This window comes from Paraburkholderia phymatum STM815, from assembly GCF_000020045.1.
Taxonomy (GTDB): domain Bacteria; phylum Pseudomonadota; class Gammaproteobacteria; order Burkholderiales; family Burkholderiaceae; genus Paraburkholderia; species Paraburkholderia phymatum.
In genome coordinates, this window is record NC_010623.1 from 2,255,366 (window position 1) to 2,280,899 (window position 25,534).

The 25,534-nt window shown below is 62.3% G+C and carries 21 protein-coding genes and 1 pseudogene; 13 read left to right on the forward strand and 9 right to left on the reverse strand.

All coding sequences use genetic code 11. The annotated features are described in order from the left end of the window. Nucleotides 1–13 precede the first annotated feature (13 nt). The 6 genes from BPHY_RS25785 to BPHY_RS25810 all read right to left on the reverse strand — a co-directional run bounded on the left by BPHY_RS25785 (nucleotide 14) and on the right by BPHY_RS25810 (nucleotide 8,318). The gene (locus BPHY_RS25785) at nucleotides 14–1,030 is read right to left on the reverse strand and encodes an alpha/beta fold hydrolase (RefSeq protein ID WP_012404395.1); all 1,017 of its coding nucleotides are present in this window, start codon (nucleotides 1,028–1,030) and stop codon (nucleotides 14–16) included. A gap of 13 nt (nucleotides 1,031–1,043) precedes the next feature. Then, the gene (locus BPHY_RS43895; protein ID WP_012404396.1) at nucleotides 1,044–2,747 is read right to left on the reverse strand and encodes an amino acid ABC transporter permease/ATP-binding protein; all 1,704 of its coding nucleotides are present in this window, start codon (nucleotides 2,745–2,747) and stop codon (nucleotides 1,044–1,046) included. Nucleotides 2,748–2,805: 58 nt separating this feature from the next. Further along, on the reverse strand, nucleotides 2,806–3,663 hold the full coding sequence (locus BPHY_RS25795; protein ID WP_012404397.1) for an ABC transporter substrate-binding protein: 858 nt from the start codon (nucleotides 3,661–3,663) through the stop codon (nucleotides 2,806–2,808). 69 nt (nucleotides 3,664–3,732) lie between these two features. Further along, on the reverse strand, nucleotides 3,733–4,635 hold the full coding sequence (locus BPHY_RS25800; RefSeq protein WP_012404398.1) for a polysaccharide deacetylase family protein: 903 nt from the start codon (nucleotides 4,633–4,635) through the stop codon (nucleotides 3,733–3,735). Between the two features lie 138 nt (nucleotides 4,636–4,773). Beyond that, entirely contained in the window at nucleotides 4,774–7,149 is a 2,376-nt protein-coding gene (locus BPHY_RS25805; RefSeq protein WP_012404399.1) for an acetamidase/formamidase family protein, read from the reverse strand. A gap of 137 nt (nucleotides 7,150–7,286) precedes the next feature. After that, a complete protein-coding gene (locus tag BPHY_RS25810) occupies nucleotides 7,287–8,318 on the reverse strand; it encodes an acetamidase/formamidase family protein (RefSeq protein WP_012404400.1) in 1,032 nt (343 codons plus the stop codon). 390 nt (nucleotides 8,319–8,708) lie between these two features. On the opposite strand from BPHY_RS25810, the gene BPHY_RS25815 reads away from it, so the two are divergent. Further along, nucleotides 8,709–9,638, forward strand: coding sequence for an ABC transporter substrate-binding protein (locus BPHY_RS25815; protein ID WP_012404401.1), 930 nt, complete (start codon nucleotides 8,709–8,711; stop codon nucleotides 9,636–9,638). After that, on the forward strand, nucleotides 9,638–11,269 hold the full coding sequence (locus BPHY_RS25820) for an amino acid ABC transporter permease/ATP-binding protein (RefSeq protein ID WP_012404402.1): 1,632 nt from the start codon (nucleotides 9,638–9,640) through the stop codon (nucleotides 11,267–11,269). The genes BPHY_RS25815 and BPHY_RS25820 overlap by 1 nt, the downstream gene beginning before the upstream one ends. Here the strand turns inward: BPHY_RS25820 and BPHY_RS41440 are convergent. The 3 genes and pseudogenes from BPHY_RS41440 to BPHY_RS25830 all read right to left on the reverse strand — a co-directional run bounded on the left by BPHY_RS41440 (nucleotide 11,264) and on the right by BPHY_RS25830 (nucleotide 12,482). Beyond that, nucleotides 11,264–11,407 (reverse strand): hypothetical protein, encoded by a 144-nt coding sequence (locus BPHY_RS41440; RefSeq protein ID WP_244257600.1) that lies wholly within the window; start codon nucleotides 11,405–11,407, stop codon nucleotides 11,264–11,266. The genes BPHY_RS25820 and BPHY_RS41440 overlap by 6 nt on opposite strands. A gap of 71 nt (nucleotides 11,408–11,478) precedes the next feature. Further along, nucleotides 11,479–11,679, reverse strand: a pseudogene (locus BPHY_RS25825) (amino acid ABC transporter ATP-binding protein); the annotation flags it as partial. Nucleotides 11,680–11,762: 83 nt separating this feature from the next. Beyond that, complete coding sequence (locus tag BPHY_RS25830) at nucleotides 11,763–12,482, reverse strand: FadR/GntR family transcriptional regulator (RefSeq protein ID WP_012404403.1); 720 nt, start codon at nucleotides 12,480–12,482, stop codon at nucleotides 11,763–11,765. Nucleotides 12,483–12,884: 402 nt separating this feature from the next. Between BPHY_RS25830 and BPHY_RS25835 the strand changes: the two genes are divergently transcribed. The 11 genes from BPHY_RS25835 (at nucleotide 12,885) to BPHY_RS25885 (ending at nucleotide 25,497) form a co-directional block, all read left to right on the forward strand. Continuing rightward, nucleotides 12,885–14,171 carry an MFS transporter gene (locus BPHY_RS25835; RefSeq protein WP_012404404.1) on the forward strand — a complete coding sequence of 429 codons (1,287 nt, stop codon included), beginning with the start codon at nucleotides 12,885–12,887 and terminating at the stop codon, nucleotides 14,169–14,171. Between the two features lie 45 nt (nucleotides 14,172–14,216). Continuing rightward, nucleotides 14,217–15,764 (forward strand): UxaA family hydrolase, encoded by a 1,548-nt coding sequence (locus tag BPHY_RS25840; protein WP_012404405.1) that lies wholly within the window; start codon nucleotides 14,217–14,219, stop codon nucleotides 15,762–15,764. Nucleotides 15,765–15,822: 58 nt separating this feature from the next. Beyond that, nucleotides 15,823–17,058, forward strand: a complete 1,236-nt coding sequence (locus BPHY_RS25845) for an alpha-hydroxy acid oxidase (RefSeq protein WP_041764771.1) — start codon at nucleotides 15,823–15,825, stop codon at nucleotides 17,056–17,058. Between the two features lie 250 nt (nucleotides 17,059–17,308). After that, nucleotides 17,309–18,343, forward strand: coding sequence for an ABC transporter substrate-binding protein (locus tag BPHY_RS25850; protein WP_012404407.1), 1,035 nt, complete (start codon nucleotides 17,309–17,311; stop codon nucleotides 18,341–18,343). Nucleotides 18,344–18,408: 65 nt separating this feature from the next. After that, complete coding sequence (locus tag BPHY_RS25855; RefSeq protein WP_012404408.1) at nucleotides 18,409–19,890, forward strand: ATP-binding cassette domain-containing protein; 1,482 nt, start codon at nucleotides 18,409–18,411, stop codon at nucleotides 19,888–19,890. Beyond that, complete coding sequence (locus BPHY_RS25860) at nucleotides 19,887–20,837, forward strand: ABC transporter permease (RefSeq protein ID WP_012404409.1); 951 nt, start codon at nucleotides 19,887–19,889, stop codon at nucleotides 20,835–20,837. Before BPHY_RS25855 ends, BPHY_RS25860 begins: the two co-directional genes overlap by 4 nt. After that, nucleotides 20,834–21,820: an ABC transporter permease gene (locus BPHY_RS25865; protein WP_012404410.1), complete on the forward strand. Its 987-nt coding sequence runs from the start codon at nucleotides 20,834–20,836 to the stop codon at nucleotides 21,818–21,820. The genes BPHY_RS25860 and BPHY_RS25865 overlap by 4 nt, the downstream gene beginning before the upstream one ends. A gap of 48 nt (nucleotides 21,821–21,868) precedes the next feature. Beyond that, the gene (locus BPHY_RS25870; RefSeq protein WP_012404411.1) at nucleotides 21,869–22,777 is read left to right on the forward strand and encodes an SMP-30/gluconolactonase/LRE family protein; all 909 of its coding nucleotides are present in this window, start codon (nucleotides 21,869–21,871) and stop codon (nucleotides 22,775–22,777) included. A gap of 31 nt (nucleotides 22,778–22,808) precedes the next feature. Further along, nucleotides 22,809–23,828, forward strand: a complete 1,020-nt coding sequence (locus BPHY_RS25875) for an ABC transporter substrate-binding protein (RefSeq protein WP_012404412.1) — start codon at nucleotides 22,809–22,811, stop codon at nucleotides 23,826–23,828. 381 nt (nucleotides 23,829–24,209) lie between these two features. Next, the gene (locus tag BPHY_RS25880; RefSeq protein WP_012404413.1) at nucleotides 24,210–24,785 is read left to right on the forward strand and encodes a carboxymuconolactone decarboxylase family protein; all 576 of its coding nucleotides are present in this window, start codon (nucleotides 24,210–24,212) and stop codon (nucleotides 24,783–24,785) included. Between the two features lie 40 nt (nucleotides 24,786–24,825). After that, complete coding sequence (locus BPHY_RS25885) at nucleotides 24,826–25,497, forward strand: peroxiredoxin-like family protein (RefSeq protein ID WP_012404414.1); 672 nt, start codon at nucleotides 24,826–24,828, stop codon at nucleotides 25,495–25,497. Nucleotides 25,498–25,534 lie beyond the last annotated feature (37 nt).

Consider the following 25,534-nt stretch of genomic DNA (forward strand, 5'->3'; position numbering starts at 1 on the left):
AAGCGTCTGACCGCTACATAGCCAAAATCTCCCTCACCGCACTATCGATGAACTTGACATCGACAGCATTGGCTGCAGGACCGCCCGCAAAATGCCCCCACACCGACTCGATGGGCCGCAAATGTGCATCAGGCATCTTCGAAACCTCGTACGCACTGTCTTCCGGCGGGAAATACAGATCCGTGCGCCCGGGCATCACAATTGCCTTTGCAGTGATACTGCTCAACGCCCGATCGAAATCTCCCTTGTAAAGTGAGTTTGCGGAAATATCGCCGTTCTGCCAGCTCCACATCATCGACAGAATATTGTTGGCGTCCTTCTTCAGGAAATCACCCTCCCAGAACTGGGTAATAAAGTCCTCGAGCGACCCATACCCCATCGCTTCCATGTCGAGGCGTTGACGCAAAAACGCCTGCGAAAATCCCCAGCCGGCAAACACACGGGCAGCGGCGCGCACTCCACGCGTCGGCGGCGCATCATAGAAGCCGTTCCTGAAATCTGGGTCCAACAGCAATGGCGCCTTAAGCCCTTCGATAAACACAAAGTTGTGCCGCGAGCACCGAGCCGCCCCGCAAAACGGCAGAATGCGCTCGACCATCTTCGGATACATCGCGGCCCAATGGAATGCCTGCATCGCGCCCATTGACCAGCCGGTGACGAGCCTGAGAGACTCGATGCCGAACCTCTCGGTCACAAGGCGAAACTGCATCGCGACGTTGTCGTATAGCGTCACATGTGGGAAGCGGCCACGATCATACGGCGGCGGATAGTTGCTCGGCGAACTCGACACGCCGTTGCCAAACATGTTCGGCACAATGATGAAATACTCCCGCGGATCGAGCCCCATGTGCTCGCCGATCAGCCACTCGTTGTCGACATGGCTGCCGCTATAGAAGGTCGGATAGACAATCGCGTTGTCTCGCGCTGCATTTAGCCGGCCATAGGTCTTGTAGCTGAGCCGCATGTCAGCCAGCGTCGCACCGGATTGCAGTGCGACGCGGCCAAGATTGAAGGTTTCGAAGTCCGTCACTTGAGCCTCATATTTAATTGGCAACGACGTTAAGAAATTTTCGGGTGCGCTCTTCAGTCGGGTTGTCGATGACCTGCTGCGGCGTCCCTTGCTCGATCACTTCGCCGCCGTCCATGAAGACGACACGGTCAGCGACATCGCGGGCAAAGCGGATTTCGTGGGTGACCACGACCATCGTCATGCCGGCATCGGCAAGCCCGCGCATCACGCCAAGCACTTCGCCGACCAGTTCTGGATCGAGCGCCGAAGTCGGTTCGTCGAAGAGCATCAACTTGGGCTTGATCGCGAGCGCGCGTGCAATCGCCACGCGCTGCTGCTGTCCGCCCGATAACCGGTGCGGCAAAAAATCCGCGTGTTCGGCGAGGCCCACGCTCCTCAACAGCTCGCGCCCGAGGGCTTCCGCCTCCGCACGCGGCACGTCATAGACGTGACGCTGTGCTTCAACGATATTGTCGAGCGAACTCAAATGACTAAACAGATTGAAATGCTGGAACACCATGCCCACGCGGGCTTCGGCGCGTGCACGTGCGAGATTGCGCAGGGGCCGCACCGTGCCGCCGCCACCCGGCACTTCGCGATAGCCCACATACTGCGAATCGACCTTGATCGTTCCCCAGTCAAGCGGTTCGAGATGGTTGATGAGCTTGAGCAGCGTGCTTTTGCCGGAACCGCTCGGGCCGAGTATTACGACCACTTCGCCATGCGCGATCGACAGGTCGACGCCGCGTAAAATCTCGCGTTTGCCATATGATTTCCAGACGTTCTTGCATACGACAAACGGTTCATCGCACCGACGCGGCGTGCGGCTTTCGTCAGGCAACAGGGTGCTGATCCATGCGTGACCGTTCGGCTCTGGCGTTTTGGCGGCGACGGGCAAAGCAATCGGTGCGTCAAGAGGTTTCACATCACTCGCCGATGCACGCAGTCCGAACCACGAGAACGTGAGCTTTCGGTCGCGCTCGTGATCGAAGATGCGTTCGAGCCACACCTGAAGCAATGAGACCCCGCTCGTCAGGATCAGATAAATCACCGCCGCCGCGCCGAACACGGTAAAGAACTTGAAGTTCTGCCCGACGACCTGTTGCGAGCGAAATGTGAGCTCGTTGACGAAGATCACCGACGCGATCGACGTCAGCTTCAACATGCCGATGGTGTCGTTGGCGAGACCGGGGATCACCGCGCGCATCGATTGCGGCAGCACAATGCGGCGCAACGTCAGCAACGGTCCCATGCCGAGAGCGGCCGCCGCGGTCGATTGCGAACGGTTCACCGACAGGATTCCGGCACGAAACAGCTCGGCGCTGAACGCCGCTTCGTTCAAGGCGAAGCCGATAACCGCAGTCGTGACTTCGTCGAAACGCAAACCGATCAGCGGCAAAGCGTCGAAGATGAATACGAGTTGCAGCAGTTGCGGTGTGCCGCGCACGAACCAGATATAGCTCCACGCTGCTGAGTCCAGGGCCCTGAACCGTGACAGCCGCATCAGCGCAAGACCGAGCCCGAGCACCAGCCCGATCGACATCGCAATCAGCGTGATCTTCACCGCAACCCACGCGCCGCCGAGCAGGAACGGCGAGCCGACGTAAGCTGCCAGTTCTTTGAAACCGTCGAGCACCTGAACGCGATCGAGGCCGGCGGCCATCGCTGGCTGCAATGCGAACATGGCCGCCATACCGAGGGCGCAGACGATCTTCTGTTTGATACGCAAAGCCTTCATTTCCGAACATGATCCATGACGCTGCCGGCACGCGACGTGGTGTGCCGCGCAGCAGCATTTATTGAGTAAGCAGCGTGGTCGGCGTTTCCAGCGACGGATCGATGCCGTACTGTTGAAAGGTCTTCTTCTGGGTCTGATTGGCCTGCATGATCCTGAGTCCATCGGATACGGCGGCGATCATATCGGCGTTGCCTTTCTTCACGCCCACGCCGATCTTCATGCCGCTCGTCACCATGAAGCCGCGCGTGTAGAGCTGAGGGTTTTGTTTCGCGAGTCCGTCGACGAGCGCGAGGTCGTACATCATGACGTCGGCACGATGGCTTGCAACGAGGCGCGCGCCTGACGCGATATCGGCGGATGTCATGATGGTGACGTCGGGCTTGTTTTCCGCTTTGCATTTGGCACCTTGCGCTTGTGCCATTGTCAGTTCGACAGTGCCGATGCCTGCTGTGACCGTCAGGCCGCACAGCCTGGAGATGTCATCGATCCTCTTGGGGTTGCCGGCTGCGACCAGACCACCCGTACCGGCCTGCATATAGGTGACGAAGCTTGTCTCCTTTGCGCGCTCCGGCGTGTAGTACAACAAGTCCCACATCACATCGATCTGCCCGGCACGCAGTGCGGGCAACAAGCCAGGCCAGCCGGCGGTAAAGAATTCGGTCTTCACGCCAGCGCAGGCGAACACGGCGCGGGCCATGTCCGCATCGGCGCCGATGATCTTGTTGAAATCCTTGCCGTCACGAAACGCGTACGGCGGCGACTCTGGGTCCACGCCGATCTTGATCGTCTTGCCTGCGAGCGAGGGGTATTTCTGCGCCACCTTGGACGGTTCGCACGATTGCGCCGACGCGGCTTGCGCGAGGAGGAGGCCGGTGACTGCGCATAGCAGTAGCTTGATTGCCTTTGACGTGAACATGGCGAATCCTATTCAGGTTGAACGATATAAGTGCGAAAGAGGCGGTACAGCGAAGCGAGGATGAGCGACCTAACGGCCGAGGAAGTCCATATGGCTTGCGATCGAACCCGGCGTAGTAATGCAGGCGAGACCGTCGTCGCGCGCGCGCGCAATATGTTCGAGTGCCCGCCGCAAGTGACACAAACGATGTGGCTGACCCATCAGGTATGCATGCAAGGCAATTCCCATCACCAGCGGCTGACCTGCGGATTGCCGCAGCATTTCCTCGAAGTGGTCGATCACCAGATCGGCGAACGACTTCGCATCCATCTGGCGTGCAAGGATCATCGGGATATCGTTGACTTCTTCCGGATACGGAATCGCCCACAGCGGCTGACCGTTGCGCGTGTGCAGGCGCGTCGGCTGATCGTCGTGACACCAGTTGAGCGTGTACTGATAGCCCGCTTCGGCTACCAGATCGCTGGTGACATGACTTTCCGAGAGCCACGGCGACAACCAGCCCGCTGGGTGTTGCGCGCTCTCCGCCGCGATCCGCTCCCGGCACGCAGTGATCAGCGCGCGTTCGTCGTCTTCGGTAAGCGTTCCTTGCCGTTCCGAATTCGTATGGCCGTGCGCGACCAGTTCGTCGCCGCGTTGAGCGAAAGCGGCGACCAGCTCCGGGCAGTGATCGTAGAGCGCCGTGTTGATGATGGCGGCCGTCGGCAGCGCGAGTTCATCGAAGAGATCGAGACAGCGCCATGCGCCCACACGCAATGCGTACTCTCGCCACGCGTGATTCAGCACATCGGGTTCGGGCATCACCGGACCGATAGTTGGCCCCAGTCCAGCGCCGAACGCAAAGTGCTCGATGTTGAAGCCGATATAGACCGCGAGCCGCGAGCCGTCAGGCCAGCGATAAACAGGGCGGCCGTTGATCGGCAAATACTGAAAGCGCCCGTGGCCGGGCAGCGCGCGATGTGCGGGAGAATTCATGGTCCAAAGAGTCCTGTGGAGCGGCGCGTGCGCCGGTGGTCACGCCAGAACCCATGGTATGGATGCCAAAATAGCCGCATCGAGCTTGTTGCGAACAAAGTCTTGTCTGCACGCGCATCGAAGGTGACACGCGCTGCTTCACGAGTTGAATAGCGCTTTTCGGATGATCGCGTGAACACCCCAGTTGCCGTCCACTACCTGTGTCACGCCGAAGTCGACCGCGACGGAGATGAGCGAGATCGCCTCATCTTCGGACAGGCCTTTGGTCGTCATCAGGAAGCGCCGCGTTTTGATGAACGCGTCGCGCATCGCGAGGTCGAGGGTCGATTTTTCATACACCGCGCTTTGCGCGTTCGTGCCAAACTCGGCGAGATAGTTTGGATAACTGAAGCCGTGAAGAACCCATTCGTCGGCGGTTTCGACCAGTGGGTAGGTGAGGTCTGCAAACGGCTGGCCGCTTAACGTATCTCTTTTATGAAGCACCAGTTGGAAGTCACCAGTCAGAGAGCACTCGATCGCAGTGCCGCACAGTTCGGAGTCTCCTTGCGATGCATGCGGGTCGCCAACGGAGAGCAGCGCGCCGGGTACCCCGATTGGCAGGAAGACGCTCGCGCCGCGCGTTACGCGCCAGTTGTCGAGATTGCCGCCGAAAGTGGACGGTGGAATCGAATCTATCAGACCGTCCTGTTGCGGTGCGACGGTGACCACGCCGAAGTGCGGGCGCACGGGGATTTTGACATTCTTCAGGATGTCGTGATTCTCGACAACCGTCGAATGATCGACCGGCACGCCGGGATAATCGATCGTCGGATGCATCACTCCAAAGGGATCGCGCTGAGGCGTCCAGCGGAAGTTATAGACCGCGCGGGCGTAGGCGGTTTCGCCAGCGGTGGCGGCGTCGTCGATCTCATATATCGTGACGACCTCGCGCGGCTTCGGCTCGGTCAATAGCTCGCGATAGTGAAAGCCCCACCATGCAGCGGCATTGCTGCCGAACACGCGGCCGGCGAATTTCGGATTGGCGCAACCACGCGGATGGATATCGACAATACGCACTTCCAGAACATCACCCGGTTCCGCGTCACGCACGGCGATAGGACCTGTGCAGATATGCACGCCGATGCCTTCTCCCGCACCACGTCCGTAGATAGACGCGTCCATGGGCCCAGCGCCGCGGCGGTTGACGTTCTTGCGTCCAGCAGTCCAATGGAACACACTTTCGGCGCCAGGATCGCCTTGCACCATACGCTCCCAGTCGTCCGCCGCGTGTTGCGTGAGCGTTTCGATCGTCACCGTGTCGCCACTGTTCACTTCGAGCACGGGCTTAAGATCGTGACTGAAGTATCCCCAGTGGATGGTGTTGGCCGTTGCACGCAACAGATGATGACGCGGCTTGCCGGACTCGCGCTGTGCTTGTGCCGCGGGCGCTTCAGGCTGCTCGGCAGAGTCGGCCTCATCTGCAACTTCATGGGCCGCACCCTGCTCGGCAAGTTGTGCATGTACGATCAAACTCCCGGCATTGACAGGCAAGCCGCGCGAGATTCGCCGCACGAGATGGCGTGCTAATTCGAGACCCGCTTCATGCCGAAAGGTGCGCGGCGACGCGCCATATTGCTCGCGGAACACCCGGCTGAAGTACGCGGGATCGTTGAAACCCCAGCGGAAACAGACATCGGCAATCGAAACCTTTTCATACAGCGGATTCACCAACTCCGCGCGGCAGCGTTCCAGCCTGCGCGAGCGCAAGTAGATCGAGAAATTCTGTCCAACCGCTTCGAACAGTTTCTGCAGATAGCGCGGCGAGACGCGCTCTTCTTTGGCTATGGATGTCAGCCCCAGATCGGGGTTGGCGAGATTGCCCTCGATGGTCCGACACACTCGCGAGAAGATCGCGGCCTGAGACGGCGTGAGTCCGCTGAAACTGCCTTCCTTGTCGTGAGCGGCGAGACTCGCGACCAGAAATTCCGCGAGTGCGAGTTCGAGGGGGCGCAACTCGTCGAGCGTTAACGTCTCCATGCTTTCGGCAATCGAGCGCAGAAAGCCGGAGAACACGTGACCGATGCCGGCCTCGCCGGGCAAACGCCCGGCACGTAGCGAGAACGGCGTAAGAAGGCGTGCATTGATGGCGGATCGGGGTACGCGGATTGCGAACGCGCGGAAGTCGGATGTGAACGCCAGGTGGGCTTCTTCGCGCGACGACGCATAAATGATATCGCCAGTTGCAATCCGGGCGCGCACGCCGTCGGCGACGAGCGTCACGCCGCCGTCGAGATGTAGCACGATCATGAGAGTGTCGGCGCCGTCGACCTTGAACTCGATCGTTTGCGCGAATGCGGCCAGCGCGATCAGCTCAAAGCCGCTTGTGGACCTGCGTGACGTAATGGTTCCATGCAATGGGCGCCCGGCAGCAAGAGGGACGCCGCAGTGCAGGCCAAGCCGGTCGAGCGCCTCGGTCCATGCGCGCCGGCGATCTGTCTCGGCATACGACTCGGTGGTGAAACGCAGTAAGTCCAACCTGGGCTCCCGGACTCTGACGAACGTCAGTCGAACGATTCAAAGGCAATGTCCGTGCCATTGATAATGACGCCGCTAGCGCCGCGGCGCGCGGTAACGGTGCGTGGATGCACCGTTACCGCGCGCGCACGCACTGCTCACACGCGAGGCTTTTTCTTAGGAGGAAAAACGCTGCGGGGGATCTTGCAGTGGATGCCCTGACGGCCGTCGACGACCTGGGTCACGGAGAAATCCGCGGCGACGCTCATCAGCGAATACGCGTCGTCACGCGAGAGGCCTTGCTGCTCGGTGAGCAACAACAGCATATCGCGTGAAGCGTTTTTCGTCGCGATGTTGAGATCTTCATCGAAGCCATGGACGATCCAGAAGTCCGGTGTTTCTAGCAGCGGCGATGGAAATGCGAAGTCGCGCCGCAGCACGATCTGGAACATTACATTGAGCGATGCCTCGATCGCGGTGCCGCTGATCTCACCATCGCCTTGCGATACATGCGGGTCGCCAATCGAGAACAATCCGCCGTCCACGGCGACGGGGTAATACATGGTTGAACCTGCGCCGATGCGCCAGTTATCGATATTGCCGCCATGCGCACCAGGCGGCACGGTGCTCACACGACCCGCCACATCGGGCGCGACACCTGCTGTGCCCAGATGAGGGCGCACCGGCACGCGAATGCCATCGAGCGCGACTTCGCGGCAGCAGTCGCGAATCTCCGAACGCTTGCCTGGCACGAGATATTTACCGGGATAGTCATACGCATAGAGCGCGTGAGCCGTATTTGAAGCCTGATCGAGTTCGTAGATCGTGACGCGCTCTTTCTCGAAATCGGTGAACAGATGGCCCCAGTGCGCCGCGAGATTCGAGCCATAGTTGAAGCGCGGGGTCATGTGCAGATAGCGCACTTCGAGGAGATCGCCGGGTCTGGCGTCGTTCACGAAGATCGGACCTGTCATCAAGTGAACGCCGGGCGCGCGATCGGACTCGGGAATCGTGTCGTAGAGTGCACGCACCTTGTCATCCATCATCAGGTCGGGTGCGTCACCTGCATGATGCGTGATCGCTTCGGCGCGAATAAAGTCGCCGCTTTCGACAATCAATGCGGGCGCTAGCGTCGCATCGAAATATCCCCAATGAACATTTTTCTGAATGGCAGGCAAGTCGTAAAGCATGCTTTCTAAAGCTCCGTAAGAGTGTCCAATCGATGCGACGCGACTGATGACCGATCGTACGGGCGACAGAATAGACAGACTTGGTCGACTGCGTACAAAACCTTGTGTGTGGACGAATCCGTTTCCGCGTCGCTCAGCTTACGTGGGTCTTGTCATGTCCAAGCCGGAACGCATCCCGTCAACTTCCGCGTGCGCCATGTCCTCGTTCAAATCATGCCGCGCGATCCACCATAGCCGCGGCAGGCAGACTTCCCCTTCATCCCCGTACAAGGATTTGTGCGCACCGGGACAAGTCCGCGAAATTTCCTCCACCTACGCTTGCGCTGATGCGATGCGACAAGGCTTACATGGGGTAGGCCATTGGCATCTGCCGCTGAGGGAGTCTTCCGGATGCATACCAATCTCATGGAACACGGACATAGCTTGCTCGACAAACGTAGTGCTTTTCGGCGCTGCCACGAGTTCGTCGTCGGCGCCGTCTGTTTGTTGGCACTGTTGATATCGGGCCACGCAAAGGCTGCCGCACCGGCTGCGCCCGCCGAGTGCAAGGCGCTTCAGGCCAGGTATCCGCAATTCAAGGGAAAATCACTTGTCAACGCGATCAATCCACACACACCTGGCTATGAAGCGCTGGATCCGAGCGACCCCAGCAAATACATCGGCTTTGATATAGACCTCGGCGAGACGATCGGCAACTGCCTCGGCTTCACGATGACGTACAAGCCGGTGACGTTCGCCGCGCTATTGACGACGTTGCAAAGCGGTCAGGCTGACATTGTGATCTCCGACATCTATGCGACTGAAGAGCGCGCGAAGGCGGCGGACTTTATCACCTACTCGAAGGTGTTCGACGGCGTTCTCGTGGCAAAGGGTAATCCGAAGAAGATCACGGGAATCAACCCGACCATGTGCGGTACCACGGCCGCGGAAAACACCGGCTATGTCGAAGTGCCTCTGATCCAGAATCTTGGGCCGGCCTGCAAGGCGGCCAACAGGCAGGAGGCCGCGATACAACTGTACGACAACAACGCGAACTGCATTCAGGCGATCCTGTCCGGTCGCGCCGATACGTACATCAACGACGTGAACACGGTGGACCAGGCAGTGAAGGCGTATCCGGACAAGCTCGAAAAGGCGAGCGCGGTGACGCTGCCGTACTCGGTCGGCATCGGCGTACCGAAGGACAAGCCTGAATTTCGTGCAGCCGTGATGGCGGCGCTCGTGGCGATCCAGAAGACGGGCATCGAGGCTGAGTTGTTGAAGAAGTGGTCGCTTGGCGCTGAAAATCTCGAAACACCCAAACTGATCGTGTCGAACTGATGGAACTGTTTCTGCATTATCTCGGCTTGCCGTATCTGTTGCGCGGCATCGGCTTCACGATCGCGGTGACGGCCCTCGGGCTCGCGGGCGGTGTGGTAGTAGGGCTGGTGCTCGCGGCGATGCAACTGAGCAGGGTCGGCCCGTTAGCGGCGCTCGCGCGCGGCTATACGGTGATCTTCCGCGGTACTCCGCTCATCCTGCAGCTTGTTTTCGCGTATGACGCGCTACCACATATCGGGCTAAAGCTGAGCGCAACAGGCGCCGCCGCTCTCGCGCTCGCGGCAAACGAGGGACCGTTCATTGCCGAGATCTTGCGGGCTGGCGTGCTCGGCGTCGAACGCGGCCAACTTCTCGCAGGCCAGGCGCTTGGTATGACTCCGTCCGTCCTTATGCGCCGCGTGATCGCACCGCAGGCAATTCGCGCAATCGTGCCGGCGCTCGGCAATGAATCGGTCAGCGCGTTGAAGAACTCATCGCTGGCCTCGGTGATCGCCGTCGATGAGCTGACGTTGCGCAGCACGCAGCTCGCGTCATCGACGTTCGACTTCTTCTCGATCTTCTTCGCATCCGGGCTCATGTACCTGATTCTGACAGGGGCGGTTGCCGTGATCCAGTTAATCGCGGAAGCCGCGCTCGATCTCGATCGTCCCGCTTCCGGGAGGGGCGCGCGTTTATTGCCGTGGCGCCGTGCCGTTGTGGCGGAGGATACAGCGCCGGGCGCGCGAGCGGCGCGTCGGCCCGAGCCGCTCACTGCCGATCCGCTTCGCGAGAGCGATCCGCCCACACGCAGACGGGCGTACAGCCGGGCGGATCATGCAAAGCGATACGCGGAACTTGCCCGGCACGGCGCAGCGGTGAAGGTGAGCGCCTTGTGTAAACGGTACGGCAAGCAGACAGTGCTTGATGGATTCGACCTGACCGTTCGCTTCGGTGAAGTCGTCGTGGTGCTCGGGCCGAGCGGCTCAGGCAAGAGCACGTTGCTCCGTTGCATCAACCACCTCGAACACTGGGACGCGGGCGAAATCCGCATTGAAGGAAGGCGCGTTGGCTTTCGCGCCGACGGCCGACCAATGACGCAGCACGACATCGCGAACGAGCGCGCGAGCATCGGCGTGGGTATGGTATTTCAGCATTTCAATCTGTTCAGTCACCTGAGCGCGTGCGAGAACATCGCGGGGCCTTTGCGCTGGGTGCATGGCATGGGGCCCGGCGACGCGGAGCGCCGCGCACGCGAGTTGCTTGAACGCGTCGGCCTCAGCAATCGCGCCCATGCATTGCCGCGCCATCTTTCTGGCGGGCAGCAGCAGCGTGTTGCGATTGCCCGTGCGCTGGCGCCGAATCCCCGCGTACTGCTGCTCGATGAACCGACATCCGCCCTCGATCCGGAGCTCGTCGGCGAGGTGCTAGACGTGATTCAGCGGCTCGCGATCGAAGACGGCCTGACCATGATCATCTCCACCCATCAATTGCGTTTCGCCGACCAGGTTGCCGATCGCGTCGTCTTTATGAGCGGCGGCATGGTCGTCGAAGAGGGACCTGCGCACGATGTGCTCACGCATCCGAGGCATCCTTTGACGAGTCGATTTCTGAGTGTGATGGGCGCCGACAGTGGGTTCGAAGTCGCGTCATGAGCGTAGTGTGCGCGTTGCATGCCGCTGCTCGCAAGCCTGCGTGAGCGTGCCCACGTCTGCCGCATGAGCGGCCGATACGGCTGCGACGCAAAGCGAAGCAGCCAGCGCGAGACTGCGTGCAATCTGAAGAAAACGCATCGTGAGGCTCCTCTCGAAAGGAGCGGCGGTGAACGGAAGTGGAACAGCAATGCGAACGCGGCGTGTGCCGCTCAATGCAGGATGCGCGACAGAAGCTCGCGCGCACGCGGTGAGCGAGGGCGCGCAAAGAACTGTTCTTTCGAATCGTCCTCGACGATGGCGCCGCGATCCATGAACAGGATGCGGTCCGCGACGCACTTTGCGAAGCCCATTTCGTGGGTCACGCACAGCATCGTCATGGCGTCGCGCGCGAGTGCGCCCATCACATCAAGCCGATGGCGGGATACACGACGATCACTTTGAAATACTCTGCCCGTTGTTGTATCCGCCCGTTGATGCGCATCGGCCGTTGCTGTCAGCGCCGCTGCGCATTCGGCCGCCCGCCGGCGATCACCCGTTCCAGCGACATCTTCAGATGACGCTGCATGCTAGCCTGAGCCTGGATCGGATCATGCGCTTCGAGCGCTTCGAGGATCACGCGATGCTCGTCAGGAACCGCGCCCCATGTGCTCTCGTTTTCGAAATGGCCGCGCAGCTTTTCGGACAGCGGACTGTGTCGCGCATCGAACAGTGAACTAACGGTGCGCACGAGCACCTCGTTGCCGGTCATCTGCGCGATCGCGAGATGAAATGCGCGGTCGGCGGCGACCGGAATCCGTCCCGCCGAAACTTCGCGCTGCATTTCGTTGTACAGCTGGCGCAGGTGCTTCAGATCCTTCGCTTTGCAAAACGGTGCGACGCTCGCCGCGATCGAGCCTTCAATTACACAGCGCGCACCCATGATGTCGAGCAGGCTGTCGCCGAGTTCGGCGCGCGACAAGGGCTCCTTGCTGTGCGTCTGCGGCATTGCGCATACGTAGACGCCCGAGCCCATGCGGATTTCGACCAGCCCTTCCAGTTCCAGTGCAACCAGCGCCTCGCGCACCGACGGGCGCGATACCGCAAGCGCTGCCGCGAGTGCGCGCTCCGAAGGCAAGCGGCCGTTCGGCGCGAACTCCGGCTGCGCGATCAGATCGCGCAGCTTCTCCGCGATCTGCAGATAGAGGCGGCGAGGGTCGGTGGGTTTGTCTGTCACAAGCTTTCCTGGCGTGGTGGCGCGGGCACGCGCCGTTGGTGCGAGCGCCGATTGTAGATCGAAGGGCGCCGCCCGCAAACGAGCAACACGCTTGCGACAGCAGACGTTCGTCCAACCCCGGGGATTTCCCGAATTTTTCGAAAAGTGGCTTGACCACTGGACGACGGCATCTTAATTTGTCGAATCTGGTAAGACCACATAAATGGTGGCGTGTTGTGCAGGTGCCGCGCGGCGAAGCCCGGCGTGCTGCTGCGGGTGCGCTCCGGCGGAGGCGCCATGCCGTTGACGCTGCTGCTGAACGGGTACCGCGACGGCGATGCGCTGCGCGCCCCGATCGCCCGACGGCCCGCATTGCGCGCGATGAGGGAATCGGTCCCATATTGATTACGGAGGAGACATGTCATGCGCAAAATGCGTTGGGTGGTGATTTTTCTGAGCTTTCTGGCCATCGCGGTGAACTACATCGATCGCGCCAACCTGGCGGTCGCGGCGCCGGCGATCGAAAAGGCGCTGGGCATCGGACCGGCGGAGATGGGCTTCATCATGAGCGGCTTTTTCTGGACCTACGCGTTGATGCAGATGCCGTTCGGGTGGTTCGTCGATCGCGTCGGCGCACGTATCGCGTTGCCGCTCGCCGTTGGCTGGTGGTCCTTGTTCACCGCGTTGACCGCGGCGACTAGCAGCGTTGCGGGGATGTTCGGCTGCCGGCTGCTGCTCGGCGTCGGCGAGGCGGGTGCGTACCCGTCGTGCGCGAAGCTCGTGAGCCAGTGGTTCCCTGTCAAGGAGCGCGCGCTCGCGACGAGCATCTTCGACAGCGGCTCGCGTGTCGGCTCGGCGCTGTCGATTCCCGTCGTCGCGTTGATCATCAGCTCGGTCGGCTGGAAAGCGGCGTTCGTCATCACCGGTGCGCTTGGCGCGGTGTGGATTCTCGGCTGGTTCGTGATCTACCGGAACCCCGAGCCGCTCGATGGGGGCAGCACGAATGCGGCCGCCAGCGCGCCCGGCCTTGCCAAACAGCGGCAACGCGTCACCTGGAGCTCGCTGTTTCGCCACCGCACGCTGTGGGGAATGATGCTCGGCTTCTTTTGCCTGAATTTCGTGATCTATTTTTTCATCACGTGGTTTCCGAGCTATCTCGTGCAGACGCGCGGCTTCTCACTGAAATCGCTCGGCACGCTCGGGATGATTCCGGCGCTGATCTCGATCCCAGGCGGCTGGCTCGGCGGCTATGTGTCGGATGCGCTGTTCCGGCGCGGCTGGAGCCTGACCGCTGCGCGCAAGACCTGCATGGTCGGCGGCATGCTGTTGTCGTCGGTCATCACGCTGTCGGCATTCACGGCGAACGTCTATCTGATGCTCGCGTTCTTCGGCATCGCGTACGGCAGCCTCGCGTTCGCCGCGGCCAGCATCTGGTCACTGCCGGGCGACGTCGCGCCGACGCCGGACCATGTCGCGTCGATCGGCGGCATTCAGAACTTTGCGTCGAACCTCGCCGGCATCGTGATCACGACTTTCACCGGCGTGATGGTCGCGATGACCAAGGGCTCGTTCACGATCCCGCTCGTGGTGGCCGGCGGCTTCTGCTTTCTCGGCGCCTTCAGTTATCTGGTCATAGTGGGCCGCATCGAACCGCTGTCCATTGCGTTCGATACCGAAGAAGCGTCGACAGGTGTGGGCTCAGTGATCTGATGTAGCTGACAGCTGCCCGCAATCCATTCCATTCGAGGCTTTCTCATGTTCACTCAAGCTAGCAGTGCGCCCCAGGTAATTCGTCTGCATCCAAACGACGATGTGATCATCGCGACCCGGCAGCTCTTGCCTGGCACGCGCATCGACGCGGAACGACTGGTCGTGACAGGACTCGTTCCGCCTGGCCACAAGATCGCCACGCGCGATATTGCGAAGGGCGAGCCGGTCAAGCGCTACAACCAGATCATCGGTGTGGCGCGAGAAGCGATTGCACGCGGCCAGCACGTTCACGTGCACAACCTCGGCATGTCCGAATTCTCGCGCGATCATGCGTTCGGCGTCGACACGCATCCGACCGACTACGTCGCCGAGCCGGCGCACTTCATGGGCATTCGGCGCGACGACGGCCGCGTCGCGACCCGCAATTACATCGGCATCCTGACGAGTGTGAACTGTTCTGCCACGGTCGCCCGTGCGATCGCGGATCACTTCAGGCGCGACATCCGCCCCGAAGCGCTCGCCGACTTCCCGTACGTGGATGGCGTCGTCGCATTGACACACGGACTCGGCTGCGGCATTGACATGCAGGGAGAAGGCATCGCCGTATTGCGCCGCACGTTGGCCGGCTACGCGGTGCATCCGAACTTCGCGTCGGTAATGTTCGTCGGACTCGGCTGCGAAACCAACCAGATCGACGGCGTGCTCGAAGCGGCCGGCCCGGCCGGAAAAGAGATGAAGCTGCGCAGCTTCACGATTCAGGACAGCGGCGGCACTCGCAAGACGATCGAGCGCGGCGTCGCGCTGGTCAAAGAAATGCTCGCCGACGCGAATCGCGTTGAGCGCGTTCCAGTGCCCGCGTCGCATCTGTGCGTCGGTCTTCAGTGCGGCGGTTCGGACGGCTATTCGGGCATCTCGGCGAATCCCGCGCTAGGCGCCGCGGTCGACCGGCTGGTGCGGCACGGCGGCACCGCGATCCTCTCGGAGACGCCGGAGATCTACGGCGCCGAGCATCTTCTGACGCGCCGCGCCGCGAGCCAGGCGGTGGGCGACAAGCTGCTCGCGCGGATCGCATGGTGGCAGGACTACTGCACGCGCAATGGCGGCGCGCTCGACAACAACCCGTCGGCCGGCAACAAGGCGGGCGGCTTGACGACGATCCTCGAAAAATCGCTCGGTGCGGTCGCGAAGGGCGGCACGACGAACCTCGTCGAGGTCTACGAGTATGCGCAGCCTATCGACGCTAAGGGCTTCGTATTCATGGACTCACCCGGCTACGATCCCGTGTCTGCGACGGGGCAGGTCGCCTCGGGCGCGAACCTGATCTGCTTCACGACCGGGCGAGGCTCCGCATACGGATGCGCGCCGTCGCCTTCGCTGAAGCTCGCAACCAACACCGCGCTGTGGGAACGGCAGGGGGATGACATCGATCTCAACTGCGGCGGCGTTGTCGACGGAAGCGCCAGCATCGACGAGCTGGGCGAAGCGATTTTCCGGATGATGCTCGACTGCGCATCTGGCACACGCTCGAAAAGCGAGTTGCATGGCTATGGGCAAAGCGAGTTCGTGCCCTGGCAGGTCGGCGTGGTGACCTGATCACGTTGACCGGAAAGGGCATGCACGCTAGAGAGACGAATACAAGATGAGGACAGTATTGAAACGCCGCCTTTATTCAGGCCGCGACGTGAACCGCGCGCACAGCATCGACGATCTGCGCGCGATGGCACGCAGGCGGCTGCCCAATTTCTGTTTCGAATATATCGAAGGCGGCGCTGAGGACGAGGCGACGCTGCGCCGCAATCGGGACGTGTTCGACGAAATCGCGTTCTTGCCGCGCACGCTCGTCAATGTCGAACACCGCAACCAGAGCAGAACGCTGTTCGGTCAGCGCACGGCGTCGCCGTTCATGATCGGCCCGACCGGCTACAGCGGACTGATGTTCCGCGAGGGCGACGTGCAGCTCGCGAGCGCCGCGGCGGCAGCCGGCATTCCGTTCGTGCTGAGCAACGCGTCGACGGTTGCGCTCGAAGAGGTCGTGCAACGCGCGGGCGGCCGGGTGTGGATGCAGGTCTACATGTATCGCACGCGCGAGTTCGTCGCGAAGCTCGCGCAACGCTCGCTTGCGGCCGGAATCGAAGCGCTGGTCGTCACGACGGACAGCGCGGTGTTCGGAAAACGCGAATGGGATCTGCGCAACTACATCAAACCGTTGATGCTCGACTGGCGCAACAAGTTCGACGTGCTGGGCCATCCGCGCTGGATGAGCAACGTGCTTTGGCCGAGCGGGATGCCGCACTTCGCGAATCTCGGCGACCTGTTACCGTCGGGGCAGACCAGCGTGAAGGGCGCGACGATTACGCTGGGTCAGCAGCTCGATCCGTCGCTCTCCTGGGACGACATACTCTGGCTGCGTGATCTGTGGCCCAAGCGCCTGGTCGTGAAGGGCGTGCTGGGCGCGCCGGACGCCGTGCGGGCGATCGAGGCGGGCGTCGACGGCATCGTGCTGTCGAATCACGGTGGCCGGCAGCTCGACGGCGCGGTGTCCGCAATGGACGTGCTGCCGGAAGTCGTCGATCAGGTGCGCGGCCGACTCGCTGTCATGCTCGACGGCGGGTTCCGCCGGGGCTCCGACATCCTGAAGGCTGTGGCGCTAGGCGCCGATGCCGTGCTGCTCGGCCGTGCAACGACCTACGGCCTGAGCGCGGGCGGCCGGCCGGGCGCCGCGCGCGCGATCCAGATATTGCAAACGGAAGTGGATCGCGGGTTGGGTCTGCTCGGGTGCAGCGATATTGCCGCGTTGGATCGCAGCTATCTTCGCTGGCAGTTGCTCAGCTCAGCGCAATCGCGAGTGCACGCTGGCAGCGCGCACGATGCGATGTCACTCGCGTGACGAACAGGATACGACGAAGCGGCGACGAGAAACGATGAGCGTGCCTGTCGGCAGCCTTGCCGCAACGCCATTCGTTACCGGTAACTAAACCGAATTGCACACGCTGGCACCAGTCGCTATACTGGCTCCGCGATCGGTGGCCTGACCAAAACCGATTGGCCTGACCGCAGCACGAATCAACGCAGACTGGCGAACGACGCGTTGTCGATCGAGTCACGGCGCGCGAAGAAAAACGAAAGGAGATGACAGGATGTTCCGTAAGGGAATGAAAGTCAGGGCCGCACTCGCACTCGCCGCATGCATGGTCGGCAGCGCGGCGCACGCGCAGGTCTCGAACGGCGACACGTCGCAAAAGAAGATCGCGTTATCGAACAGCTTCGCCGGCAATGCCTGGCGGCAGTCGATGCTCAAGAGTTGGAACGCGATTGCGCAACAAGCGGTGAGCGACAAGAAAATCGCCGCTGCGCCCGCGTTCACGACCGCGGAAAATCAGGTGACCGAACAGGCACAGCAGGTGCAGAACCTGATACTTCAAGGATACAACGCGATCGTGATCGACGCGGTATCGCCCACCGCGCTCAACGGTACGATCAAGAAGGCGTGTGCGGCGGGCATCGTCGTCGTGTCGTTCGACGGCGTCGTCGACGAACCGTGCGCGTATCGCGTGAACTTCGATTTCAAGGGCTGGGCCGAGCAGGGGGTCGATTATCTGGCGACCCGGTTGAACGGCAAAGGCAACATTCTCGAAGTGCGCGGCGTGGCCGGCATTTCCGTCGACAACCTGATGCATGAGGGCGTGCTCGACGGACTCAAGAAACATCCAGGCCTCAAGCTCGTTGGGTCGGTGAACGGCGACTGGACGCAATCGGTCGCGCAAAAGGCCGTCGCAGGTGTTCTCCCGACGCTGCCGCAAGTCGACGGGGTCGCGACCGAAGGCGAGATGTCGTTCGGCATCGCGCAGGCGTTCAAGGCGGCCGATCGTCCGACGCCGCCCATGATCATCGGCAGCACCTATCCGGAACTCGCATGGTGGAGCGAGCAGACGAAGACGGGTTACCAGTCGCGCTCGCTGTCGAACCCGCCGGGCGCGGTCTCGTTCGCGTTCTGGGTCGCGCAGCAGGTTCTCGCGGGCAAGCAGATCCCGAAGGACGTGACCATCAACGTACCGCTGCTCGCGATTTCGCAACAGGAGTTGCCGGCGAAGCTCGCCGCGACGCCGAAGGGCGGTATCGCCGACGTCACCTACACGTTGCCGCAGACCGTGGCCTTGCTCGACAAAAAGTAACTACGCTCAGACCCGATCCGGCAACGATCGGGCACGCGCGCGACGCCACGCATGGAGGCATGTGAATGGGCGCAACATCTAGCAACGGTCAGCCGGGCGCGCTGATTCGCTTCGAAGGCATCGGCAAGACCTTCGGCCGGGTACGCGCGCTCGCCGACATCGACTTTGCGTTCATGCGCGGAGAATGCGTCGGCATCGCGGGACATAACGGCGCGGGCAAATCCACGCTAATGGCGGTGCTGGCGGGCGTCTATGCGCCGACGCAGGGACGCATCGACGTTGAGGGACAAAGGGCGCCGCATTACGACGCCAACGTCGCGCGCCATGCGGGCGTGCGGTGCGTGTTCCAGGAGTTGTCGCTGTGCGCGAACCTGACGGTCGCCGAGAACATGACGATCGTGCATCCGCAATTGCGGGGGGCCGGCTGGCGTCGTAAGGCAACCGCGTTGATGCGCGAGAAGCTCGAAGAAATCTTTCCCGGCAATGGGTTGAAGGGCAATGAGCTGGTTTCCGACCTGACGCTCACGCAACAGCAGATGGTGGAAATCGCGCGCGGCTTTACAGTGACCGATGCGCCTGTGCGCCTCGTGATTCTCGACGAGCCGACGTCGTCGCTCGACGCGCATACGGCCGATCAACTGCTCGCGTTCGTCCGTCGCGCGGCGCAATCGGGAATCACGTGCGTGCTGATCACGCACATGCTGGGCGAAATCGAGCGCGTCGCAGATCGTGTGGTCGTGATGCGCGACGGCGGTATCGTCGGCGTGCTGCCGCGCGACGCGGTCAGCCGCGCGTCGATCATCCAGGCGATGGGGCAGCAGCTCGAAGCGGACAAGACGGCTTCTCCCGCGCGCGTGCGCGACGCGCGCGGCGACGAGCGCGCTTTCCGTTGGCATGTCGGTGCGCATAAACGGACTGCGATTGAAGCGTCGCGCGGCGAGATCGTCGGCTTTGCGGGACTCGCCGGCCAAGGGCAGACTGAAGCATTGCTGTCGATCTACGAGGCCGCGACGCATCGCGGCGCAGGACGCGTGAGAGCCGCTTTCGTCGCGGGCGATCGCGGCCGCGACGGTGTGTTTCCGGTCTGGTCGATCGCGCAGAATCTCGACGTGCGCTGGCTTTTCGGCGGCGCGAAGCCGAAGCGCGGTCTCGTCGATCGCACGGCCGGGCGCGCGCTCGTCGAAGCGTGGCGCACGAAGATCGGCATACGCGGCGCGCCGATGAGCGCGGGCATCCTGTCGCTGTCCGGTGGCAATCAGCAGAAAGTGCTATTCGCACGCGCGCTCGCGTCGGACGCGGTGCTGATCCTGATGGACGATCCTACGCGCGGCGTGGATGTCGGCACGAAGCGCGACATCTATCAGCTCGTTCACGACGAAGCGCGAAAGGGCCGCACCTTCATCTGGTACACGACCGAAAACGAAGAGCTGTCGCATTGCGACCGCACGTATGTATTCCGCTCGGCCGCCGTCACGCGCGTGCTCACAGCCGACGAATGCACGGAAGAAGCACTGCTTGCAGCAAGCTTCGAGGAGCAGGCCGCATGACCCCCGCGCGCTTTTCCATCCAGAGCACGCAGGCGCGCCTGCGCGCGCTGCTTCCTGCAATTTCGCTGATCGCGGTGCTCGTGCCGATCCTGATCATGCAGCCCGCGGTGATGAGCTATTTCGGCTCCAGTCTGCTGCTCAATCTGGCGGTGCCGATCGTGCTCGCGACGCTCGCGCAGCTCGCGATTATCACCGTGAACGACCTCGATCTGTCGATCGGTTCTTTCGTGAGTCTTGTGGCGTGCATCGGCGCGACGCTGCTCGTTAAAGAACCGTGGCACGGTGTGCTCGCGCTGATCGGCTGCGTGCTCGCGTATGCGGCAGTCGGCGCGCTGATCGAGCTGCGGCAGATACCGTCGATAGTCGTCACGCTCGGTCTGTCGTTTGTGTGGAGCGGCCTTGCGATCGTGCTGCTGCCCTCGCCGGGCGGCACGAGTCCTGGCTGGCTCGGCACGGCGATGAACTATCAGACACCGCTCATCGCGGCGCCCATCGTGTGGTCGGTGGTGGTCGCGATCATCGGGCACGTGCTGTTGATGCGTACCTCGGCCGGCGTTCGCATCCGTGGCGCGGGCGGCAATCCGCGCGCGATGCGCCGCTTCGGCTGGTCGCTCGTGCGCAGTAAGGCGACACTGTACGCAATCGCGGGCATCTTCGGCGTCCTGTCGGGTCTGTCGCTGCTCGGCCTCACGACTTCTGCCGACGCGAATCTCGCGCTGCGTTACACGCTGCTCTCCATCGCGGCGGTGATACTCGGCGGCGGCGAATTTATCGGCGGACGCGTGTCGGTGATCGGCGCGGTGCTCGGGGCAATCACACTGACGCTCGCGGCGTCGTTTCTCGCCTTCCTCAATATCTCGGCGGACTGGCAGGTCGGTATGCAGGGCGCGATCCTCGTCGTCGTGCTGTCGCTGCGCGTGCTGCTGCAACGCGGGGAGCGCCAATGAAATCCCAGCTAACGCGCAGAGCAATCGGCGCAGACGAAACCGCTTGGTCGCGCTTGCGCAGCGTCCAGGCGCCGTGGGCGTGGTCGTTCGTTGGCGCGATGCTGGTGTGGTTCGGCATCGTCGGCGTGTTCGGCTTCGGCATAGCGGGCAATGTCGCGCAGACGGCGCTCACCTACGGCGTGTTCATGGTGCTGGTCGGTCTCGGGCAGATGCTCGTGATCACGTCGGGTGTCGGCAACATCGACCTGTCGGTGCCGTCGACCATCGCGCTCGCGGGCGTGATCGGCATGCACGTGATGGGCGGGGCAAACGGGCGAATCGTGCTCGGCGTCGCGGCCGCGCTCGGCGTCGGGGTCGTGGTGGGCCTCGTGAATTACATGCTGATCAGGCTGCTGCGCATTCCGCCGATCATCGCGACGCTGTCGTCCAGTTTCATCATCCAGTCAATTGCGATCACGCAAGGGCGGCAGCTTCCGCCGCCGCCGCCCGCGCTCGGCGCGTTCTCGACCGGCCGGTTCCTGAACGTGCCGTATATCGCGTTCCTTGCGTTGGCGCTGTCGGTCGCGCTGGCGGTGCTGCTGCATCGCGCGGTGTACGGCCGCAAGCTGTCGGCGATCGGACAGAACGCACGGGCCGCGTGGCTCGCGGGCGTCGACGTGCATCGTACCCGCTGCCTCGCGTACGTGCTGTGCTCGATGATCGCGGCGCTCACGGCGCTTCTGCTCGCGGCGACCTCGGGCGGCGCGTCGCTCGACATGGGCGTCGAGTACATGCTGATTTCGATCGCCGTGGTCGTGATCGGCGGCACGCTGGTTGCCGGCGGCAAGGCGACGATCGTCGGCGTGTGGGGCGCGTCGATGTTCCTGTTTCTCACGAACGCCGCGCTCAACGCGCTCGGCGCGGATGCGGGCGTGCGATCGATCGTCTATGGCGTGCTCATCATCGCGGTGACCGTCGCGGCCGGTGGAAAGACGGTGCGGTGAAGAGGTGCTCAACCGCTTTTCCGATTCATATCAACAACGAGAGGGGACATGAAATCCGGCGACTACGAGGTGCACGATCCGCGTTTCAGACGGCTGCTTCAGCCCAATGCATTCCTGAGCCGCCTGACAGATGAAAACCTGTGGGCCGAAGGGCCGGTATATTTCCCGGCGACCGACCTGCTCATATGGAGCGACATACCGAACAACCGGATGCTGCGCTGGGCGCCAGGCATGGGTTTGGGCGTATTCCGCGCGCCGTCGAACTACAGCAACGGCAACACGCGCGATCGTGAAGGCCGGCTCGTCAGTTGCGAGCACGGCGCGCGGCGCGTGACGCGCACAGAACACGACGGCAGCGTGACCGTGCTTGCGTCGCACTTCGAAGGCAAGCGGCTGAATTCGCCGAACGATGTCATCGTCGATTCGAACGGCAACATCTGGTTCACTGATCCTGACTACGGAATTCTGAGCGACTACGAAGGGTATCGCGCAGAGAGCGAGATCGGCCGCTGCAACGTGTATCGCATTTCGCCGGACACCACGCGGGTGGAACTGGTCAGCGACGACTTTGTGAAGCCGAACGGCCTCGCGTTCTCGCCGGACGAATCGCGCCTCTATATCGCCGATTCCGCGGCTTCTCACGACGACAAGGCGCCGCGTCATATCCGCGTGTTCGATGTAGCGGACGAGAGCCGCTTGCGCAACGGCCGCGTGTTCATCGAAATGCGAAGCGGCGTGCCAGACGGCATGCGCGTGGATGAGCACGGCAACGTGTGGACGAGCGCGGAAGACGGCGTGCATTGCTATGCACCGGACGGGGCGCTGCTCGGCAAGGTCCTGATCCCCGAGGTCGTCGCGAATCTAACGTTCGGCGGCATCAACCGCAATCGCCTGTTTATCGCGGCGACCTCGTCGATCTATTCGCTCCACGTCGCTGTGCGCGGCGCGGGGCGGTGAAACCTCACAACATCAAAACCCGGAGACTAACATGAAGATGGCAGCAATCGCGGTGGCGCTGTGTCTGGCTGCAGCATCGGTGGGCGCATCGGCGCAGGTCGCAACCGGCGATACGTCGTCGATGAAGATCGCGCTGTCGAACAACTATGCAGGCAACAGTTGGCGCCAGCAGATGCTCAAGAGCTGGTCGAGCGTGGCGGATCCCGCGGTGAAGCAGAAGATCGTCGCTGCCGCGCCCAGCTTCACGACGGCCGAGAGCCAGGCGACCGAGCAGGTTCAGCAGATCCAGAATCTGATCCTGCAAGGCTACAAGGCGATTGCCGTCGATGCGGTTTCGCCGACCGCGCTTAACGGTGTGATCAAGCAGGCGTGCGGCGCGGGCGTGACAGTCGTGTCGTTCGACGGAATCGCGACCGAACCGTGCGCGTATCGGATCGCGGTCGATTTCCAGGGCATGGGCCGCATGCAGGTCGATTATCTGGCGAAACGTTTGAACGGCAAGGGCAACCTGCTGGAAATCCGTGGGCTCGCGGGCGTCTCAGTGGATGACGAGATTCACCAAGGCGTAGCGGATGAACTGAAGAAGTATCCGGGGCTGAAGATCGTCGGCTCGGTACATGGCGACTGGACGCAGACCGTCGCGCAAAAGCAGGTCGCGGGCATTTTGCCGACACTGCCGAAGATCGATGGGGTCGTCACCCAGGGCGGCGACGGATTCGGCGCCGCACAGGCGATCAAGGCCGCAGGACGGCCGACGCCGATCATCATTCTCGGCAACCGCCAGGAAGAGCTTGCATGGTGGGCCGATCAGAAGAAGGGCGGCTATGAGACGATGTCGGTGACGATTCCGCCGGGCGCGTCGACGTTCGCGTTCTGGGTCACGCAGCAGATCCTGGCCGGCAAGAAGGTGCCGCACGATATCCGCATGCCGGTTCTCGAAGTGAAGCCGGACGAACTCGATGCCGTGCTCGCAAAGACGCCGGCGGGCGCGCTTGCGAACAAGGTGTACACCCGCGACGAGGTGGTCGCGGTGGTCGATGGGAAGAAGTGAGCGCGAGCGGGGAGGCGCAAGGTAAGTGGCATGAACGGGCAGATCGCGAGTCGTCGCCGCTGGCAGGACCGCGATCTGCCGCATGGATTGGAAACAGAGCCAGCCACCATGGCCCGATCTGAGGGACGGGACAGCGTATATCGCCCGTGCCTGTGGTCACACGACGCTTGAACGAACGCGTCGCTGCCGCGCGCCTGGCTGCGCCGCGCGCTTCAAAGCGCATCGCGCGAGACAGCGCGCGCCGGCCAATGCGAGATCGCCGGCATTTGCCAATGGCTGGCCATTCCGCGAGGGAATAAGTTCTATCACCGTCGCCTGCCTTCTTGCAGGGCTGCGTCTGCCCGATCATGTGTTCACCGTCAACCCACAGAGGAATCAACGATGAACACCTTCAACGCCTACACCATCGATACCGCACCGGCAAACTCGAAGCCCCTGCTCGAAGGCACGAAAGCCGCCTTCGGCTTCGTGCCCAATCTCCAGTCCTTCATGGCGGAATCGCCTGAACTGCTGGCCGGCTACTCGGCGCTCTGGGATCTGTTTTCCAAAAGCACACTGACGCCGCACGAACAGCAGGTCGTCTATCTGACCTCGAACTTCGAGAACGACTGCCACTACTGCATGGCTGGCCACAGCACGCTTGCGAAAATGATCAAGATGGATCCCGCCGTTATCGATGCGCTGCGCGCCGGCACTGAGCTTCCCGACGCGAAGCTCGAAGCCCTGCATCGCTTTGCGACCATCGTGGTGCGTGAACGCGGCTTCGCGTGCGATGCGGATGTCGATGCATTCCTCGCCGCCGGCTACACGCGTCGCAATGTGCTCGAAGTGATTCTCGGCGTCGCGACGAAGGTGATGAGCAACTATACGAATCACGTCGTGCATACGCCTTACGATGCCTTCATGAAGGGCAATGCGTGGACCAAGCCGCAGACGGCAGTTGCGGCAGGCTTCTGAGCGCAGATCCGATCTCGATCACCCGATAGAGGAGAAAGGCATGGCACTGCAAGACAAACTCGACGCATTCAAGGCGGACTTCAAGGGCGGCAAGCCGCCGTACTATGCACCGCCTGAGATTCACCCGATCATGGAGCGCGCCACCGCCGAACTGATCGCGAGCGGACAGGCGGCCCGCGCAACCAGGGCGGGCGACCGCGCGCCCAGCTTCACGCTCAAGGATCAGGACGGCAACGAAGTGTCGTCGGCCGAACTGCTGGGTCGCGGCCCGCTCGTCATCACGTTCTATCGGGGCGTGTGGTGCCCGTACTGCAACATCGAGCTGCAGGCGATCAACGACGCGCTGCCGCAGATCGAAGCATATGGCGCGAGCGTCGTGGCCATCTCACCGCAGACGGCCGTGAACAGCCGCAAGTCGGTGCGCGATAACAAGCTCGGCTTTCCGGTGTTAAGCGACACGAATGGCGAGGTCGGCGCTGCGTTCGGCCTGCGCTTCGCGCTGCCGGACTATCTGGTCGATCTCTACAAGGCCCTGAAAAACGATCTGCCTGCGTTCAACGCCGATCCATCATGGACACTGCCGATGCCGGCGCGCTACGTGATCGGCCAGGATGGCATCGTGCTGTATTCGGAAGTCAATCCCGACTACACGCATCGCCCCGATCCGGCCGATATGTTCCCCGTACTGGAGCGCGCGAACGCAAAGGTGTAAGCAAACGCGCCGGCCGCCGCCTTTGGGCGGCTTTTCG

Coding starts and splice junctions, on each gene's coding strand:
- BPHY_RS25855 (WP_012404408.1), top strand. CDS start 18,409: ATGGGCGCAACATCTAGCAACGGTCAGCCGGGCGCGCTGATTCGCTTC.
- BPHY_RS25795 (WP_012404397.1), bottom strand. CDS start 3,663: ATGTTCACGTCAAAGGCAATCAAGCTACTGCTATGCGCAGTCACCGGC.
- BPHY_RS43895 (WP_012404396.1), bottom strand. CDS start 2,747: ATGAAGGCTTTGCGTATCAAACAGAAGATCGTCTGCGCCCTCGGTATG.
- BPHY_RS25835 (WP_012404404.1), top strand. CDS start 12,885: ATGCGCAAAATGCGTTGGGTGGTGATTTTTCTGAGCTTTCTGGCCATC.
- BPHY_RS25850 (WP_012404407.1), top strand. CDS start 17,309: ATGTTCCGTAAGGGAATGAAAGTCAGGGCCGCACTCGCACTCGCCGCA.
- BPHY_RS25860 (WP_012404409.1), top strand. CDS start 19,887: ATGACCCCCGCGCGCTTTTCCATCCAGAGCACGCAGGCGCGCCTGCGC.
- BPHY_RS25880 (WP_012404413.1), top strand. CDS start 24,210: ATGAACACCTTCAACGCCTACACCATCGATACCGCACCGGCAAACTCG.
- BPHY_RS25865 (WP_012404410.1), top strand. CDS start 20,834: ATGAAATCCCAGCTAACGCGCAGAGCAATCGGCGCAGACGAAACCGCT.
- BPHY_RS25800 (WP_012404398.1), bottom strand. CDS start 4,635: ATGAATTCTCCCGCACATCGCGCGCTGCCCGGCCACGGGCGCTTTCAG.
- BPHY_RS25820 (WP_012404402.1), top strand. CDS start 9,638: ATGGAACTGTTTCTGCATTATCTCGGCTTGCCGTATCTGTTGCGCGGC.
- BPHY_RS25840 (WP_012404405.1), top strand. CDS start 14,217: ATGTTCACTCAAGCTAGCAGTGCGCCCCAGGTAATTCGTCTGCATCCA.
- BPHY_RS25885 (WP_012404414.1), top strand. CDS start 24,826: ATGGCACTGCAAGACAAACTCGACGCATTCAAGGCGGACTTCAAGGGC.
- BPHY_RS25870 (WP_012404411.1), top strand. CDS start 21,869: ATGAAATCCGGCGACTACGAGGTGCACGATCCGCGTTTCAGACGGCTG.
- BPHY_RS25815 (WP_012404401.1), top strand. CDS start 8,709: ATGCATACCAATCTCATGGAACACGGACATAGCTTGCTCGACAAACGT.
- BPHY_RS41440 (WP_244257600.1), bottom strand. CDS start 11,407: ATGCGTTTTCTTCAGATTGCACGCAGTCTCGCGCTGGCTGCTTCGCTT.
- BPHY_RS25875 (WP_012404412.1), top strand. CDS start 22,809: ATGAAGATGGCAGCAATCGCGGTGGCGCTGTGTCTGGCTGCAGCATCG.
- BPHY_RS25810 (WP_012404400.1), bottom strand. CDS start 8,318: ATGCTTTACGACTTGCCTGCCATTCAGAAAAATGTTCATTGGGGATAT.